We start from the raw sequence: 18,743 nt of genomic DNA, 5'->3' as shown, positions 1-18,743 counted from the left end.
ATACCTTGTTGCCCTAATGATGATAGTCTTCCAATGAAATTTGAAAGTTCATCAACCAGAAAGAATGGGCTTGTTCGATTCAAGTTTGTATGCCCAAAAATCAAATATGTCTATGATAAAAACACAAAGAAATCGCATCGCAAATGCCTATGTGATAATCCATGTACATCATCTTCTTGCGGTCGAATGATTCATATCTATCCCGAAAAAGATCTTAGAGCTTATCCAGGAGCTATTCGTGGAACCCAAGAATGGGAATCAACTTAAAAATTAGGACCGCGGTTGAGCGAGACATTAATCACATCAAAGAAAACCTTTGACTTGCTGGACGCAGAACTCAAAACGAAAAAACTCTTCATGCTGATCTGATACTTGCTGGAATAACTCAGCTTGTAACTGTCATTTTGGCTGATAAAATTAACCACCATGAATTTGTCCGTAGCCTGAAACCTTTAATCGCTTAGGACTTACCAACTTCATAAGTCAGGCTTATTTAGTGCGCCTAAAATTATCTTTCAAAAGTAATTCCGCGCCTATGCGCGAAATATCCGATTTTATAATCAAGATTGCGGACGAGCGTCAGCGAGTTTCGCAATTACCTAATAGATAAAACAAGTTATAAAAAGGGGTACAAATTGGGTACAAATAAAAATGACAGTCCTGCAAACCTCCTTTTTATTAGTGTTTTCGAACACGCCCAATATTCGAGTCCCGTCTCGCGCTCTTTTAATACAAAAAAGGGAGCTGGAAAAAATGATTATCTCATTTTTTCACAGCCCCTTTTGTGTATTATAAATTTCTAAAAGAATTTTACTCTCTTACCCAAACTTCCATTTCATTTTCGCCTCGATTTGCCCATGCATAATATGGTATAAATGTAAGCTTTGCATCCTTCTTTTCAGGCTTTTTATTTGTATATAATAAATTAGCCTCATTTAGTTGTAGTTTTTTACCACAAGCAGTGATTACACCAACACCATTTAAAATATCAGGATTAAAACTATATGAAAATGTAGTGTCATCAGGAAGGCTTAGCCCACATAAATTGTCACCATTATCTACTTCTTCCAGACAATATACCAATGGTCCTCGTGAAATAGCGACTTTTCCTATGTCCTCGGATACCATAGGATTACAATAATTTCTCAAAATAGGTATGCTAAACATAAGCTGCATTTCTACTGACTTACCTGGTTCAATCTCAACATAATGATAGCCCAATTCAGGTTTAACCATAGTCTCTGCCCCATTTAATTTGAGAGTCACTTTATCAGCCCACATAGGAATTCGAATTCCTACACGAATTGGGGACGTAGAATTGTTTGTTACTGCCATTGTATCATTGTCGTCCCATGGAAAATCTGTGGTTTGTTGTATTGATACGGAGCCATCTTTTACTGCAAGTGATGCCTTTGACGCGATATATTGGTTAATCAGTACAGTATATTCTGATATCGTATATACGTAGTCATCTAACGATGTAATCATTCTCGCTAGATTTGGTGGACAACATGCACACCCTAACCAACTTGGTCTTACAGGCTTTACATGGCTTTTGCCAGGATCCTTCAATGATTTGCTTGGCTTTACCTCCAGAGGATTTACATAAAAGAAGTGCTTTCCGTCTAAAGCCATACCTGCTAAAGCGCAATTGTACAATGCTCGTTCCATTATCTCAGCATATTCAGATTTTGCTTCAATCCTCAACATCTGTCTGGCAAAAAATATCAAACCTATAGCTGCACAAGTTTCACAGTACATAGTATCATTTGGCAAGTCATAATCTAATGTAAAAGCTTCTCCATGAACAGTTGAACCAATTCCACCCGTGATAAACATTCTTTTAGTTGTGATATTGTTCCAAAGAGTTTTGCAGGCTTCATAGATTTCCTTATCACCAGTGGTAGCAGCTAAATCAGCCAATGCGGTACACATATATACAACTCTAACGGCATGTCCTTCTGCAGTATCCTGTTCTAGTATCGGCTTATGATTTTGAAAATAAGAAGCTGCTGCTTTTTCGATTCCTCCAAGAGCATTAGGTCCTTTATATACCTTGGCCTGTTCTTTGAAAAATTCAGGATGTTTTCCGCGTTCCATAAGAAAATATTTAGCCAAATTTAAATAACGTTCTTCATTAGTAACATGATAAAGTCGAAGCAACCCTATTTCTATTTCTTCATGTCCATCATATCCATGTATCTTCCCTTCTTCTGCGCCAAAGTTAGCATCAATGTTATCTGCAGCCTTTTTAGCAACTTTAAGAACTTTCTCATTACCTGTTGCTTCATAATATGCTACAGCTGCTTCAATAAAGTGCCCCATGCAATATAACTCGTGGCTACCAGCCAAGCTCTGATATCTATACTCTATACCTAAAATAGAATAAAATGTGTCAAGATACCCATCTTTCTCCTGAGCATCTGCGATAAGATCAATAGTCTCTAATGCCTTCTTCTCAAGTTCAGGATCCCTTTTCTCTCTAAGAGAATAGGCTACAGCTTCAAGCCACTTATACACATCACTATCTTGAAAAGTCCATCCATAATGAGTTCCCTTTGTCCTACCAGCGGCAACCTTAAAATTTTCAATTGCATGACTTTTTTCGCTAGGAATCCCCTCATCATTTAATCTTTCTTTTTCAATTTTTATACCAGCAGTGTCATTTAACACATTCCATTGAAAAGGAATCATTTCCGTTCTTACTAAATTTCTGTATCTTGACCAAAATTCAGATGTAATATTAATTGTGTGTGACATCATATCCCCCTTTTTTATCGGTTATTACTGATATCAAAATATCATCTGTATTAACTTTATTAAATATCAAAATGATATCAAATGTGTCATTTTAGCAGATGTTATATTTTACAGATTTCCTATGCGAGTAGCTAGTAAATCCGATATAATGCAGTTGTTGATGCATAATACTAAATTATAGAAATATTGCATATGTCATTTAGTTAGATATTGTATCATAACGATAGATTGGTGATAGGGTATGTTACAGAATATTATTTTTCCATTAAATCAGATTTTTAAATATAACATGACAGGAAAATTTAAAGCTCTTTTTCCTGAATGGAAGCATAACCACGCTCCGCTCATAGATTACGAGTTAATAATTGTCACAGAAGGGGAATTATTTCTATCTTACCAAGGTCATAATTTTCATATTGCAAAAAGCGGGTATCCTAAAATATCGTTGGATACTATGTATACAAGACGCTTCAATTCCATTCCAATTATCCATATATTGTATTTGCTGTATTTTGCCATAATATATAAAAAATGAGGTCTTAACTTTCCATATAAGTTATGTTTAAATTAAAATTACGATATTAGAATGTAGTTATCAAAGATAGCTATGGCGACAATGTCGCAGAAAGAGAGGAAATGTATGGAACTTATACCAATCATTGCACTTATTATTGTAGTTTTACTAATTATAATGGCAGGCTATGTGAAAGCCCCACCAGATCGAGCTTTTATTATTTCTGGTCTAAGAAAAAATCCTAAAATACTGGTTGGCCGTGCAGGCATCAAAATACCATTCTTCGAGCGTGTCGATAAGCTCTATCTAGGTCAAATGACCGTTGATATTAAGACTGAGCAATCCGTTCCTACCAACGATTTCATCAATGTTAATGTAGATGCCGTTGCAAAAGTAAGAATTGGCACAGATGCACAAGCAATTCAGCTTGCTGCTAAAAACTTCCTTAATAAAAATCCTGAACAGATTACACAGGATTTACAGGATTCACTACAGGGTAATATGCGTGAGATTATCGGTACACTTTCTCTTAAAGTGATTAACACCGACAGAGATAGCTTTTCAGATCAGGTAATGGAAAAAGCCTCTAGAGATATGAGCAAACTGGGTATCGAAATTCTTTCCTGCAACATCCAGAATGTAACCGATGAAAACGGCCTGATTAACGATCTCGGTATGGATAATACCGCAAAAATCAAAAAAGATGCTGCTATCGCAAAGGCTCAGGCTGATAGAGACGTTGCAATTGCTCAGGCTGAAGCCGACAAGGCTGCAAACGACGCAAGAGTCACAGCACAAACTGAGATTGCCGAAAAGAACAATGCTCTCGCAATCAAGCAGGCTGAATTAAAGAAACAAGCCGATACAGCAGATGCTATCGCTGATGCTGCTTACTCTATCCAGCAACAGGAGCAGCAGAAATCAATCGAAACTGCTACTGTAAATGCACAAATTGCAAAAGCAGAACGTGAGGCAGAACTGAAGCAAAAAGAAGTTCTTGTAAAACAGCAAGAACTTGCCGCTCAAATTGAAAAACAAGCTGATGCTGAAAAATATCAGGCAGAAAAAAGAGCTGAAGCCGAACTAGTACAAAGACAGAAGAAGGCTGAAGCTGCTAAATATGAGCAGGAACGTGAAGCAGATGCTAAAAAAGCCCAGGCTGAAGCTCAGAAATATGCTGCAGAACAGGAAGCTGCTGGTATCAAAGCAAAGTACGATGCAGAGGCTGCTGGTATAGCCGCAAAAGGTAAGGCTGAAGCCGAAGCTATCAAGGCAAAAGGTCTTGCAGAGGCAGAAGCCATGGAAAAGAAAGCAGAAGCATACCGCAAATACAATGGCGCTGCTATGGCTGAAATGATGATCAAGGTTATGCCTGAAATCGCAGCTGAAATTGCTAAGCCACTTTCTCAGATCGACAAGATAAATATCTATGAAACCGGTGAAGGCAATGAAGGCGGTGCAGCAAGAATATCTGCAAATATGCCAATAGTTATGAAACAGGTATTTGACACAATGAGCGAAGCAACTGGTGTAGATTTCACCGAAATCATGCGAGCAAACACATATGACGCCAAGGTTAATAAGAATGTAAACATCTCTGGCGCAGATGTTAGCGTGAAAACAGAATCTTAACGGTTGTCTAAAAAGATATATCATTATATTCTAATAATATAAACACGTGTCATTATTATGGCTCAGATTGGAGGGTAAAATGCAATACGAAATAAAAGGAGAAAGCCTACCTGTACTTAAGTGTCAGCTAAGTCAGGGAGATGTAATTCAATGTGAAGCTGGTGCCATGTCCTGGATGGATGAAGGCATAGAAATGCAAACAGAAGCAGGCGGTCTAGGCAAAATGTTTGGCAGATTGTTGACTGGTGAAAATATGTTTTTAAACACATATATTGCTAACCGGGCAGGGGAAATCGCTTTTGCTTCTAAATTTCCAGGATCTATTAGAGCAATAGAAATTACTCCAGGAAACGGCCTGATTGTACAAAAAGGCTCATATCTTGCAACTGTAGGCGATGTTAAATCTGAAGTGTTTATTCAGAAAAAGCTTAGCGGCGGTCTTTTTGGAGGAGAAGGCTTCCTGATGAGAAAATTCACCGGAAACGGTATAGTTTTCCTGGAAATAGACGGTTCGGCTCATGATTATGAACTGGCTGCAGGGGAAGTAAAAATTGTAGACTCTGGCAATCTTGCTGCAATGTCAGAAAAATGTAGCCTGGAAATACGCACAATTAAAGGCGTTAAAAATGTGCTCTTCGGTGGAGAAGGTTTATTTAATACTGTAGTCTCAGGCCCTGGTAAGGTCGTATTGCAGAGTATGCCTATTTCATCTACTGCACTTAAGCTGTATGATTACATGCCTCATCCATCAGCATCCAATTAAATACAGTCCATGAACTTGAAAAAACGGGAGCGATATTTCATCGTTCCCGTTTTTTATCAAACACTAATTAAACAATCCTCTAAAGAATTCGATTATACTCTTAAAGAATTTTACAATTGCTCCAAAGAATCCTGTATGCTCATCAACAGAACTATCTTTATCATCATTTTCCTGCCTATCTTCTGCAATCTCTTCAGTTTCTACTTCTACTGAAGCTGGAGTTTCGGTATCTTCTATTATTGTAGTAGTTTCTTCAGTTGTTACGTTTACTTTTTTATCTGTTGTATTATTTGCAAATTTGTCATTAGAGCTTTTAGCTATATTTGTTCTTGGTACATTATTGCCCGCTACAGTAATTGCTTCCGACTTTTGCTGTAATGACTGTTCCGCAGTATTTGTGTTATTGTCTACTGAATTGCTCAATGAAGTTGAAAAATTACTATTCGTAGTGCTACCGCTACTGCTTTCTGTGTTGCTTGCGTTTCCAGAGCTGCTATTAGTTTGTTGCATTTCAGCTACTGTTGGCTTAGATGAAGCAGGTTTTGCGTTTTCTTCTTTAGATTCCTCATGATTTGTATTCTCTGAATTATTGTCTCCCTCTTTTGTAGCCTCCCTACTTGGTTCAACCGGCTGAACCTCATCTGTAAGCTCTACTAAATCAATATCATCAATAAATACATCATGTTTCTTTTGAATGCGCTCACCATCCACAGATCCCATAGTGATGTTAAATCTTGTATTAGCATCTGTTTCATTCCCCATCACAAAATCATGTGTAAAGCTCTTCCATTCTTTTCCAATCTCAACCGAACCTGTACCACTATAGTTTGTCCAGTTTCCTTCAAATTCCTGAAGAGAATATTTGATTAATCTTTCAATTGAAGATTTTGCTTTGAATGAAACACGATATTTCTTGCCTTTTTCAAGCTTTACGCCATCCTGATTCAATTGAACATACCATTCATTACCAGCATCAGTAGCTACAGTATCATCGATTGTAATAGCAAAGGCATTGTCATTACCATTCATGTTATCAATTACATAATTCGCATTTACGGAATCATGAATATATGGTGAAAATCCTGAAAGGCCTGCATTAAATGAACCGTTTTTGATAAGGGCTGCCTCTGTAAGGAAAGCATTATCAATAAAGTACTCGCCCGGCTTCGTAAATACGAATTCTATATTTGAATCTTTTCTTGAAAGATTCTTTTTTACATCAAATTTATATGCATACTTTGAATTCTTTTCTTTTAGCTCAGGCTTAATAGTTTCTCCAGCAACATTTATAGTTAGTCCATCCTTGTTATCTGCATAGCCATCAAAACTAAACTCATATTTTCCTGCCACCAGAGGCTCTAGTTCCTTTTGCTCAACCGTAACAGGGTTTGACTTTGAAGTACCTTTTGGGGCAACCACCTTCAATACTCTTGAATTACTCTTATTAGTTACAGAAACTGCATCACTATCGCTTACATTCCAATAGCCTAATCTTCCTTCGCCTTGGTCGAATCCACCATTATAAATATAATTTCCATCAGGTCGAATTGTTTTTTCGTTGGCATCTTTTATTTCTTCTCCTGATTTATGTGTCAGCTTTACATTAGAAATAGTCACTGCAGCTGTAGACTTTTGCTTTCCTAGGTTAAATTCTAATGCTGAATTTGGATCTGTCTTTTCATTCATTGTGAAGTTGTAGGTATAACTTTGCTTCTTTTTTCCTACATTAACCTTTGTATCTGCAAAATAGCGTATCCAACCTCTATCAGGCCCCTCGACATCGATAATAATATCTCTATCTTCAGAAGCCACTGCATCAAATGTAAGCTCGTACTCCCAACCTTTATACATTGGAATACCTGCCTGCTTTAGCTGAACACTATGATTCTGGCTACCCTCAGCAGCTGGCTTAATCTTTATCTTGTTATTATCTACTTTGTAGGTTGTATCTTTTGCATCACTTTCTAAATGTAGCACCCAGTTATCAATCGATGCATCCTCAGCTCCGTCAATTGCAATGTCCTCACTGAAATCACCATTAATCACATAATTGCCATCTTTGTCAGGTTCTCTATATGTAACAGGTGCAGCCTCTGGACGTTTTGCCTTCTTTTCAGCTTTTTCATATTCTGAGGCTTCCTTCTGATATACTCTTACATAATCTACTGCATAACTGTCATCATTCATATGCTCGTAAACAGTGTCATCTGGATATCCTACCCAACTACCACCAACAGCCAGATTCAATATAATATAGAAGTTTTGATCAAAAGGTGCTGGATATGTAAGCTGACTGGCCTCGTCCTGACCTGTATACCAATCTCTTGTACTGTAAACTTTTTCATCATCTACATACCAGGTAATATTGCTAGGCTCCCAATCTACTCGGAACAAATGATATTCATCAGAATAGCCCTTATCAGCGATAACTTTTGTTCCCTGATTTTCCTTATGGCCAGAACCTGCACTATATCCATAATGAATAGTGTGGTAAGACTTTGATGTATCCTGCCCCATAACTTCCATTATGTCCATTTCACCACATTTAGGCCATTGACCATATAAACCTTCATCAGATGCCATTAGCCAAAAAGCCGGAAGATAGCCCTTTCCTTCAGGCACCTTAGCCCTAGCTTCAAATCGACCATATGTAAAATCATGAAGTCCCTGAGTAGTTATTCTTCCAGATGTTATTTCTCTGGATTTTGATGAGATACCCTTAGATAAGGCTTCTGACTTTTCGATAGTTGCCTTGCTTCCTCCGTACCATGAATAGCCATTTTCAGGATCTAACAGACTTACCTCCACCATTCTGTCGACAGATGAAGTAGCATCCATAGCAAACTTGTAGCTATGTCCGCTTTCCAGTTTAATTCCGTTCTGTTGAAGCTGAATGTGCCAATTTTCTTCACCAGACTTGTCGATTTGTAAAATCGCACTTCCGTCAGTATACTCGCATGTACCCTCCGCTGGTGAAGTGGCACCATATGACCAATTGTCACCATCTGCAAAGCTAGTGTTCTTTAAAAGTTCGTCTCCTGTTTCCTCATCCACCAAGGAAATATTAGAAAGCTTAACAGTCGCTGCAGCGGTACCTGCTTCACTATCTTCAATCTTTCCAAAATTAACCTGGAGAGCTATTGTGTCAGAAGAATCTTTATCATCTCCCACTGAAAAATCAAAATCAACCTTAGTGATTTTCTCTTCGACTTCTTCCTTTTGCTCCTCTTCCTCTGACTCAACTACCTTTGGCTTGATGTACAATTTGCCATTTTTTACCTCAATGTTACCTTCGTCGAGACCAGTGTAACGTTGTAGCTCTGAATTAACCCATCCCGGTTCGTGCCTCTCCACATTCCAATCCAATGTGTTGAGTGATTCTCCGTCAAACTCATCATTCCAAACCAGACTATATCCTTCATCAGAATATTTGTCTTTTACAGATTCTGATGCCTGGGCTGGAATGCTCAGAGGTGCGCTAGTTAAAGCCATTGTTGTAGCTACACCAAGCGCCAGAAAATTGACCTTTTTTCCCTTTTTCATACATTATTTCTCCTTTCATATAATGAAATCCTGATGCCATGATAGGAAAAATAAATTAATGTTTATATCGTTTATACGTATTTTTTATCAAATCCATAAAGTAAAACCCTCATAACAAAAGATTTACCGGCACTTTATACATTTACATTGCTATCTTCTTGTACTATTATCTTTGGATAGTGGTGCCACAAGCCGTAAACAGGCTTGATATATATGCCACTTGGAGATTTTATGAAAAAGAAACAAATATCATCTGTTCAATTGATTCCATTAAGCTTTCTTATTGCAATAATACTGGGCGGACTTATCTTAATGCTTCCTGTCTCTTCCGCATCTGGTAAATGGACTAATCCCCTTGTTGCTATGTTTACATCTGCCACCTCCACCTGTGTTACAGGCCTTGTGGTTGTTGACACCTTCAGCTATTTCAGCCTGTTTGGACAATTTATAATTATGTGCCTTATCCAAATAGGTGGACTAGGAATCATTACATTTATTTCCATGATAATGCTTATCACCCAGAAGAAGTTTTCACTGGGTGATCGAAAAATGTTGCAAGATTCTTTAAACTTGAATACTGATGTTGGTATTCTTAGGATTTTGATTAGAATTTCAAAAGATGTTTTGAAGGTAGAATTTTGCGGAGCACTCCTTTATTCAGTCGCATTTATCCCAGAGTTTGGTTTAATAAAGGGAATATGGTTTTCTGTTTTCCATTCCATTTCCGCTTTTTGTAATGCCGGCATAGATATCCTCGGTAACAATAGCCTGATTAATTACAAATCAAATCCTTTAGTGATGTTCACTACCATGATTTTGATAATTATGGGAGGGCTAGGCTATGTTGTTTGGTTTGATATGTCTGAGAAAATAAAAGCTGGTATAAAAAGGAGATTTACTCCTGTTCAGATTTTTAAAAGATTTACTGAACACACTAAACTTGTTGTAACAGTTACAGCTGCATTAATTGTTTCTGGGGCGATATTTTTCTTTATAGCTGAATTCAATAATCCTGGAACAATTGGTAATTTCAGCCTTTTTGATAAAATTACAAACAGCCTTTTTGAATCTGTAACTCTTAGGACAGCAGGCTTTTGCTCATTTCCACAGGAAAACATGACCGATTTTTCATGCGTAATGTCGTATATGCTTATGTTTATAGGCGGTTCACCCATAGGTACTGCAGGAGGCGTCAAAACTGTGACTATATTCCTAGCTTTGTTAAATGTTATTTCTTATATTCATGATGATGATCAAAGTATCATTTTCAATCGTCGCATAACCGAAGAAAACATGCGTAAAGCCACTGTTATCGTTTCTGTGGCTGCTTTTGCCATTATCATCCTGACCCTGGCGCTTATTGTTACAAATCCAGTCAGCATTCAGGATGGCCTTTACGAAGTCATAAGTGCATCAGCAACAGTAGGTCTGTCCAGGGGCCTAACCTCTAACCTTAATAATATAGGTAAAATCATCATCATAATAGCTATGTATTTAGGCAGAATTGGTCCGATTTCCTTAGCAATTTTCTTTGCAGGACGTGGACATCATAAAAATAAATGTAGATACACCGAAGGTAACTTTTTCGTAGGATAAGGAGATAAAAATGAAAAAGACAATCGCCGTTTTAGGCTTAGGTAAATACGGCATAAGCCTTGCCAAAAGCATGTATGAAATGGGAGCAGACGTGCTCGTAGTTGACAATGATCATGATAAATTAAAAGATATTGAAGGTTACTGCACTGCCGCAGTATGTGCCGATCTTACTAACGAAGATGAAGTTGAAATGCTAGGTCTAAAGAACGTAGATATCGTTGCTGTTGCCATGGCAGGAAATTTATCAGCCAGTATTATGTCAGTTGCCGTTGCAAAAGAATTAAAAGTTCCACTTATTGTAGCCAAAAGTTCATCTGACAGAATGACCTCGATTCTTAAAAAAATTGGCGCTGATAAGGTAATTGTTCCCGAAGAGTACGGCGGAGAACAATCAGCCAGAATACTTGCTTCCGACACTTTCCTCGACTATTTTGAGGTAGATGAAAATCTTTGCATGGTTGAAATGCTGCCTCTTCCAAAATGGGTAGGCAAAAATATGGTAGAATTAAATCTCCGTAAAAATTACAAAATAAATGTCATCGCATATAAAAACCACAGCACCGGCCATTGGAAAATCTTAGACCCTGTAGAACCACTAGCTGCAGACAACGAATTACTTATCGTCCTTGAGCGAGACCAATTAAATCGTATTAATAAATAATATTTTCTACATTATATGGATAAACCACCAAAAAGCCCCAAAACACTTTTAAAGTATTTTGGGGCTTTTTGGTACTATTTTTCTATATTATAAAATCATATTACTAATAATAATGTTCCAGCACCAATCAATACGCATCCTGCAAGTGATTTTATAGTAAATTCCTCATGCAAAAATACAAATGCTAGAACTAAAGTAATTACTACACTTAGCTTATCTATTGGAACAACTTTAGATGCGTCGCCAATCTGCAATGCCTTGTAGTAGCATAACCATGATGCGCCTGTGGCTAAACCTGATAGTATTAGAAAAATCCAGCTCTTTTTGCTGATGTCAACCATGCCACTTTGGGTATTCGTGATAAAAACCATAATCCAAGCCATACCAACTACAACTACAGTACGTATAGCAGTTGCAAGATTTGAATTTACGCCTTCTATACCAATCTTAGCTAAGATTGAAGTTAAGGCTGCAAAGATAGCTGATAACAAGGCAAATACAAACCACATATCGCACCTCCTGCATAGAATGCTTCCTTTATTTACATAATTATAACTATTTGTGGCAAAAATTGAAACCGTCCAACCACTACTCATGTTTTGATTAGTCCAAAGAGATTGCCCCTTTCGGGGCCTTCAAGATTACCAATCTTATAGAAAACAGAAACACTAATAGACTCCATGTAATAATTATTCATACACCAAATTGTGATATCAGATGAAACTTATATAACCGAGATCTTACAATCGATTATTTCAATTTTTAATTTATATATCTCCTCAACGAGTAGCCTCCTCGGATTAACCATCCAATATAATAATCCTTCTTCCTACTTTATTTAATAAGAATCTGCAATGTTTTTCATAATTAATAAAAATTCTTCAATCTTTACTGTGACACTATTGTGATATTTTATTTGATACTATACACGAGTATTAAATAATAAATCTTTTTGATGGGGATCAATTATGAATAATTTAAATCTAAGTCTAAGAAAATTTTTTATTACTTGCACATTTGCATTATTTGCAACATTTATTTGCGTGGGTTGTGGTAGCAAATCGGCATCTTCCGAACCTAAAACATTTATAGATGTAGACAATGAAGGTAAAGTTGTTACAGCGAACTTCGATAACACCGGTAAAGGCACAGCTGGTGGATCAGGAATAACAATCGAAGATGGTGAACATCTTGTTGTAGATACCGGCCTGTTAGAAGGTAAAGTTCATGTAAAAGTTATTTCTGGCGGAGATGATATAGATGATACTCCTACATTAGATGGAAATGCCACTATAGATTATGTTTTTAGTGGCAATGGCACTACAGAATATTCTGAAATTCAGCCTGGTAACTATATGGTATACGTAGAAGTCGAAGAAAAAGCTAGTGGTACCATTGACCTTTCTGTAATAGTTGGTTAAGACAATTTCATTAATTTAACATTTTATTTACTCCTTCAAAAAAGGCCGCAGACTTATAATCTGCGGCTCCTTTTCTTATAAAGGTAATTCTTTCGCAAAAATTTTGATATTATATTTATCATCTATATCAACTATATCTATAATTACGCTCTATAAGCTTCATATTTAACGACATTAACTTATGTTTTACCCTCCATCTACAAAGTATTCAATGATAAATTTCATCCGTGTATATAATGAAATTCAATGATTTTTAATTAAAATATTTAATTTGGTGAAAATAATTGTTTTAATATATTTATTATTTTTATGATTAATAATGTTTTTAATTATAATATGATTTTTACACCAATATTTAATATTAATATTATTAATCGTTATATTTATACTCTCGTTTTACTGCATATTAAGCTTATTATACATATAATGTTTTTAATATATAATATTTATATTCCGTGTAATATGATTACTATGAATATTCTCTATCTTATTATTATTATGCATATAATCCCTTTTATACTTATTGAATATATTTTGCGTTTTGATAGTTTTAATGTTATTATATTTTTAGCGTTTTTAATTTAGTTTCTACATTTTGCGATTATTTTTCACACTATTGTTTTTGAACATATTACGGTTATTTTATGCAGTATCATTATTTCTGTGGTTTTGATTATTACAGTTATAATGATTTTTTCTAATTACTATACTCAAAACTAATAGACTAATTAAAAAGGAGAAAATAATGAAAACAATTTGTATCACAACTACAAAAGGTGGTTCTGCAAAAACTACAAATACAGTGGAACTTGCTGGAGCACTTGCTACATATAATAAAAAAGTTCTATGCATAGACGTTGATCAAACATTAGGTTTATCGCAATACTTGGGCTTAAGAATGGACCCTCAACAACGAAAAGAGTATGGTATTGGAACATCTTTAGAACTTTTAACGGGAAATGCATCAATATCGGATTGTATCGTAGAAATGGGCGCTATTGACGTTATATGTGGTGATGAAAGATACGAGAAGGCTCCAAACTTCTTCTTAGACGAAGATGAAGACAAATATTTACTTAAAAATCTCATGAAACAGATTGAAAATGACTATGATTATGACTACGTCTTCATAGATCATGGTCCTCAAAATGATATCATCAAAAAAATGGCACTTATAGCTGCTGATGAATTCTACATTACAACAATGATTTCAGATATTGACAGAAACGAAGCAAAACGAGCTATTGATGCTATCATGAAACTACAAAACTCAACAGATAAGCTTGTTCACGGTGATATCAAGGGAATCCTACTTTCAGCCACAATCGGTAAATCTTTAAAGGAATTTGCTTTAGAAGATTTAGAAGAAAAGATAGCAGAATATAAAGAAAAACAAAATGTAAACCATGACATTCCTATATACAACATACCTCAATCAATGGCTGTAAAAGAGGCTCAAACATATAAAATGCCAAACACTATGAAACATAAGAGTCAGACAGTATCACGAGTTTATTATGAAATAGCAGACAACATCTTGAAAGGAGAAAACTAATGGCTGGATTAGATAAATTAAAAAAAGCATCAAACGAAATGCCTTTTACTCCAAAAAAAATCAATATTGGAGAGCCAACAAGTAATCCTATCGCTGAAACAAAAAAAGATGAGGTTAAAAATGAACCTGTAACAATTGAAAAAGCACCTACTCCTGCTACGACCAAGATAGAAAAACCTAAGAATAAAACTAAAGATTCTGTGAACCCCATAGACGAAAAAAAAGATAAAAAAACAACCGCCTCCGTAAAGTCAACCAAAATAGAAGTTGTTGACGCAAATGCAAACTTAAAAAAAAGCAAAAATGAAGGCACAACACCGTTCACAGCCAAGTTTCTTGATTCTACAGATAGAGAGTTTTTCAATTCATTTTGTGTAATTAAGAAAATGGCTAAATGGGAGTATCTCCAGTATTTAATTAATAACAATATAAACGAAGAATATGATCGTAATGATGAGTTACATACGCTTGTGAAAGATACAAAACCATCAAACCTAATAAACGCAACAACACCAGTCACTCCAGAAGATAAAGAAACAATGCTTACACAAGCAGCAATGCATGGATTTAGAACACCTGGAGCTTATGTAGCTTATCTAGTCAGAAAAGAACGTCTTAATACACCAGGATGGAATTAATAAACACGGCCTAGTCTTCGCTAGGTCTTTTTTGTCCATCTATCTGCGAGATAGATAAGTATAAATAATATATAGTATGTATAGTAGTATAGCAAAATGAAAAAAATCCAGTAAATTCAATGTTTTCAGTAACTTTTACATAACAAACTGCCGAGTAAATCTAACAAATATCCGATAGAATGCTAACAAATAGAAGAGTGAGCATAACAAATTCCCGAGTAATTGATAACAGATTCCCGAGTGAATATAACAAATCTATGAAATGTTATCCAAAATGATAAATAATCAGTAATATAATGATAACAAGCACCTATTTTACAGTAATTTTACACTTTGGATAACAAATTCCCGAGTAAAATAACAAAATGGATGAATGTTACGGATGGCAAAACAACGAGGTTTGAATAACAAATTGCCGAGAGTGATTGAGAGTAAATAGAAGAGAGCAAAAATGCTTGATTTTATGCGGTTTTTAAAAGTTAAAGGGCAAAAATTAATCGAATTTAAATAACAAAATACCGAGTAAAATAACAAAAAGAAAAAATGTCGTAAATAACAAATTCCCGAATAAAAATAACATTTTCCCGAGAACTGAAAAAGCCTGATAAATCAAGGATTTTTCCTGCAATATTAACGTTTAAGCCCCTGAAAGCATAACAGATATCCGAGTAGAATAATAACAAATAATCTTCATGTTGTCTAAAAGATAAAATTAAGGTACAATCAATCACATAATAACTTTGGGAGAAAATGTTATGTCTATCAAAAGACAAGATGAAAACGGCAGGTATAGGGATTACGACCCTAACACACAACAGTTTTTGGATGATGATGAGTATCCACTTGGTACTGGATTAGGTCAAAGTGAGCACCAACTTACACATACAAATAAGGGAAATATATACGACAGGGATTTTGAAAGACCAGACATAGTTGATGAAAGTGGACTTGCTGTAGTTAATGAAGACGAAGAAAAAGTTAAAGAATTCATCAAGGATGCAATTTCTGTTGATAGCTTAGTAGCTACGTTCAATGACAATTCTCATGAGACATTACTTAAATTATTGGCACTTCAGGATAACAAGCATCCTTTAAAAAAGGGTGGTATTGGTATTGCCTATAGAACTGATGCTTTAATTATGCACTGTAAAATGGAATTTTCAGCCGAAGAAAATGTAGTTTTCGATGCTATTTTAGGAACAATCAGTTCGTTTCCTGATAATAAAACATATAGAATTGAACCAGGAGCATTCGTTAAGTTTTCTAAATACAAATCAGAAAACACCTTATATGATACTTTCAAAAGCGGAACAGAAAAACTGATGAATAGGCATCTGGTATTTGAAAATCTCGGACCAAATGGAGCGGACGATATTGTAGTACCGTGGTTCGATATTTTAAGATATCATAAGAAGGACAGAAATAATGGAGCTGCTTATATAGAATTTAAGCCTTCAGATTTCTTTAAAGACTTGGCATTGTGTTCTGGTATTGTACATGGAGCATTTGGCTCACTTGAAGTAACGACTCAGCTACAAGGTAAATATACAATCGCTTTATATTGGTTCCTAGAGAGCAAAAAAAGATATAAGGAATATCCAACTGCAACACCAGGAATGTTTGAAATATCTCTAGAAGAGTTCCGACATCAATTCTCAATTCCACAGAGTTATGTTTATAGCATGATTGAGAATAGAGTTTTAAAACCGGCTTATAACAGCATTAACAGTATCAATGAATGTGATTTCAATTTTGAATACGAGCCAGTTAGGGAAGGAAAAAAAGTACTAGGATATAGATTCCAGATAAATGAAAAGAAATTTATTGATACTACTGCAACGGAAATATTCGAAATTGAAGATAAAAGCGTAGAGAAGGTATTGCTGGAACAAGTCTCAACTATACTTGCAATGTCAGGTGTACAGTTTAGCAACAGCGAAATAAATAGTATTGCCAATTGCATGAATAGAAATAACAAGGATGTTATGGCTCTGATGACTGTTTTACCTGTATTTAAAAGTAGAATAGAAAATGATGATTTAGATTCTGTCGAAGACAAGACAGCTTATATTTGCAGTTTAATACAGGGGGATACAAATCCGAAATCTACAAAAAAGGAAAAAACAAAGAAAAGTAATAATAACTTCAACAATTTCCAGCAAAGAGATTATGATATGGATGAATTAGAGAAAAAACTAATTGGTCATTAAATTGTTGAGTTCCAAGGGGATGTTAAAAACAGTTCTAAAAGGTAAAGATTCAGCCACCATCCTAACGGGTGGGCACTGAATCCTTTTTATTTAAAGTTTTCACTATAAATACTTTATTGTTCATAAAAAAAGTCACTAACTATAGCCATTAATTTTATGGACTGATTCATAAAGTTTAATGAAATAAAATCTATGCTGCTAGTCCAACTCGTTGTTTTCAGTTGTGATATTTATAAAGGTTAAAACCACAAGAAATCAGTGTGAACTCTAAAATTACACTTTCTAAGCCTTTTCTAAAAGCTCTTTTGTAGGATTTATCCCACTTCATAACACCAAAAGTTCCTTCTGCCTGAATGCTGCGATTCATACAAAGTAATGCTCCTTGAATGGAGCAAAAATTATCCAAGACTTCTTAAAGGGCTTTTGTTAGTTCTCTATTAAGTCGAATGGTTCTGTCATTTTTTGTTTTCGGGCAGCATTTTCCTTATGTTCTCCCCCCTTCGCAACTTTCACATTCATAGACTTCTTCAGTTCTTCCATACTGATTGCCCTTACATGTTGTTCATATTTGAATTGTAATTTTCGACCTGCAGGACATATCAAATTTCCGTCACTATCTTTATCAAAATTTACTGCTCTATAGGGATTTTTCTGGTAGTTTTTATCTTTTGTTTACTTTTCAAACATGGTGAATTTCATATATTTTTCCATACCATGCTCTTCGCAGTAATTGTAGTTATTGTAAGTTCCATAGCCTGCATCAGCTACAGGATATTTTGGATAGTGTCCATAACAGCCCCTTTTTTATGAGAATACAAATATAGTAGGACTTTTGGTTTCATTGCAGCAAAAGAAACAGATTTTATTCCCAGCTCGTAACGGTAAAAACGCCAACAGCTTTTGTAACTAAATACTTGATGATTTAAAGAAAAGAACTATGTCAATTTTTATGAGTAGCATTATGGATAGAAATTATTTAGTAATAATTAGTAGATTTCTAGTATAGTTCTTGATTGTACGCAGCGATATCTCAATTTGATAGGGAATGAATGTTACAATATATATTCCTGAATTAAAATTTACGTGCAAGAAAATAGTTGTTCATACAGTTTATACAATTCACACAATTGAGCTTAAAATGGAGAATAGATTTACTTTGATAAAATGACAAAAAAACACTTTACATGTGTGTGGTTGGATGATATTATAATCGAGCACTGAGGGACAGCAAGTCACACAGCGCAAAACAAATAAACGAAGATTGATAACTGAACAGTGAAACAAACCTTGAATTAATACAAGTTATTTATAGTTAACATGTATCCTTGAAATTCATTTAAGTTTCTTAAAGAAACGAAACCTTTATTAAGCGAATATGAATTCTTGAATTCATATTCTAGTAAGAATCTTTGATTCTTACATTTACAGTAAACAAGTCAGTTTTGTGCTG

The 18,743-nt window shown here is 35.3% G+C and carries 11 protein-coding genes and 2 pseudogenes; 9 read left to right on the top strand and 4 right to left on the bottom strand.

All coding sequences use genetic code 11. The features are described 5' to 3' along the window. Positions 1-464: pseudogene (locus BLV53_RS17875) on the top strand (ISNCY family transposase); the annotation flags it as partial. 346 nt (positions 465-810) lie between these two features. On the opposite strand, the gene BLV53_RS16030 reads toward BLV53_RS17875, so the two are convergent. Next, the gene (locus BLV53_RS16030; RefSeq protein WP_207646247.1) at positions 811-2,760 is read right to left on the bottom strand and encodes a glycoside hydrolase family 127 protein; all 1,950 of its coding nucleotides are present in this window, start codon (positions 2,758-2,760) and stop codon (positions 811-813) included. Between the two features lie 640 nt (positions 2,761-3,400). On the opposite strand from BLV53_RS16030, the gene BLV53_RS16020 reads away from it, so the two are divergent. Both BLV53_RS16020 and BLV53_RS16015 read left to right on the top strand, forming a co-directional pair. Beyond that, complete coding sequence (locus BLV53_RS16020) at positions 3,401-4,906, top strand: flotillin family protein (RefSeq protein WP_090302656.1); 1,506 nt, start codon at positions 3,401-3,403, stop codon at positions 4,904-4,906. A gap of 79 nt (positions 4,907-4,985) precedes the next feature. After that, the gene (locus BLV53_RS16015; protein ID WP_090302655.1) at positions 4,986-5,669 is read left to right on the top strand and encodes a TIGR00266 family protein; all 684 of its coding nucleotides are present in this window, start codon (positions 4,986-4,988) and stop codon (positions 5,667-5,669) included. Between the two features lie 63 nt (positions 5,670-5,732). On the opposite strand, the gene BLV53_RS16010 is transcribed toward BLV53_RS16015, so the two are convergent. Then, positions 5,733-9,212, bottom strand: coding sequence for a carbohydrate binding domain-containing protein (locus BLV53_RS16010; RefSeq protein ID WP_090302654.1), 3,480 nt, complete (start codon positions 9,210-9,212; stop codon positions 5,733-5,735). A 231-nt stretch (positions 9,213-9,443) separates the two neighbouring features. On the opposite strand from BLV53_RS16010, the gene BLV53_RS16005 reads away from it, so the two are divergent. Both BLV53_RS16005 and BLV53_RS16000 read left to right on the top strand, forming a co-directional pair. After that, positions 9,444-10,808, top strand: a complete 1,365-nt coding sequence (locus BLV53_RS16005) for a TrkH family potassium uptake protein (RefSeq protein ID WP_090302653.1) — start codon at positions 9,444-9,446, stop codon at positions 10,806-10,808. A gap of 10 nt (positions 10,809-10,818) precedes the next feature. Next, positions 10,819-11,469, top strand: a complete 651-nt coding sequence (locus BLV53_RS16000) for a potassium channel family protein (protein ID WP_242879132.1) — start codon at positions 10,819-10,821, stop codon at positions 11,467-11,469. Positions 11,470-11,564: 95 nt separating this feature from the next. Here BLV53_RS16000 and BLV53_RS15995 read toward each other — a convergent pair whose 3' ends face one another. Continuing rightward, positions 11,565-11,978: an EamA family transporter gene (locus BLV53_RS15995; protein ID WP_090302651.1), complete on the bottom strand. Its 414-nt coding sequence runs from the start codon at positions 11,976-11,978 to the stop codon at positions 11,565-11,567. 459 nt (positions 11,979-12,437) lie between these two features. Here BLV53_RS15995 and BLV53_RS15990 point away from each other — a divergent pair, with 459 nt between their 5' ends. The 4 genes from BLV53_RS15990 to BLV53_RS15975 all read left to right on the top strand — a co-directional run bounded on the left by BLV53_RS15990 (position 12,438) and on the right by BLV53_RS15975 (position 17,293). Continuing rightward, a complete protein-coding gene (locus BLV53_RS15990) occupies positions 12,438-12,890 on the top strand; it encodes a hypothetical protein (protein ID WP_090302650.1) in 453 nt (150 codons plus the stop codon). 745 nt (positions 12,891-13,635) lie between these two features. Beyond that, entirely contained in the window at positions 13,636-14,445 is an 810-nt protein-coding gene (locus tag BLV53_RS15985) for a ParA family protein (RefSeq protein ID WP_090302649.1), read from the top strand. Continuing rightward, the gene (locus tag BLV53_RS15980; RefSeq protein WP_090302648.1) at positions 14,445-15,083 is read left to right on the top strand and encodes a hypothetical protein; all 639 of its coding nucleotides are present in this window, start codon (positions 14,445-14,447) and stop codon (positions 15,081-15,083) included. The genes BLV53_RS15985 and BLV53_RS15980 overlap by 1 nt, the downstream gene beginning before the upstream one ends. 755 nt (positions 15,084-15,838) lie before the next feature. Beyond that, positions 15,839-17,293: a replication initiation protein gene (locus tag BLV53_RS15975; RefSeq protein ID WP_090302647.1), complete on the top strand. Its 1,455-nt coding sequence runs from the start codon at positions 15,839-15,841 to the stop codon at positions 17,291-17,293. Between the two features lie 217 nt (positions 17,294-17,510). On the opposite strand, the pseudogene BLV53_RS17870 reads toward BLV53_RS15975, so the two are convergent. Then, positions 17,511-18,085, bottom strand: a pseudogene (locus BLV53_RS17870) (transposase); the annotation flags it as partial. Between the last annotated feature and the right edge of the window lie 658 nt (positions 18,086-18,743).

Origin of the sequence: Pseudobutyrivibrio sp. ACV-2 (genome assembly GCF_900107545.1) — a bacterium.
GTDB lineage: Bacteria > Bacillota > Clostridia > Lachnospirales > Lachnospiraceae > Pseudobutyrivibrio.
This window is presented reverse-complemented; position numbering and strand designations above follow the sequence as displayed.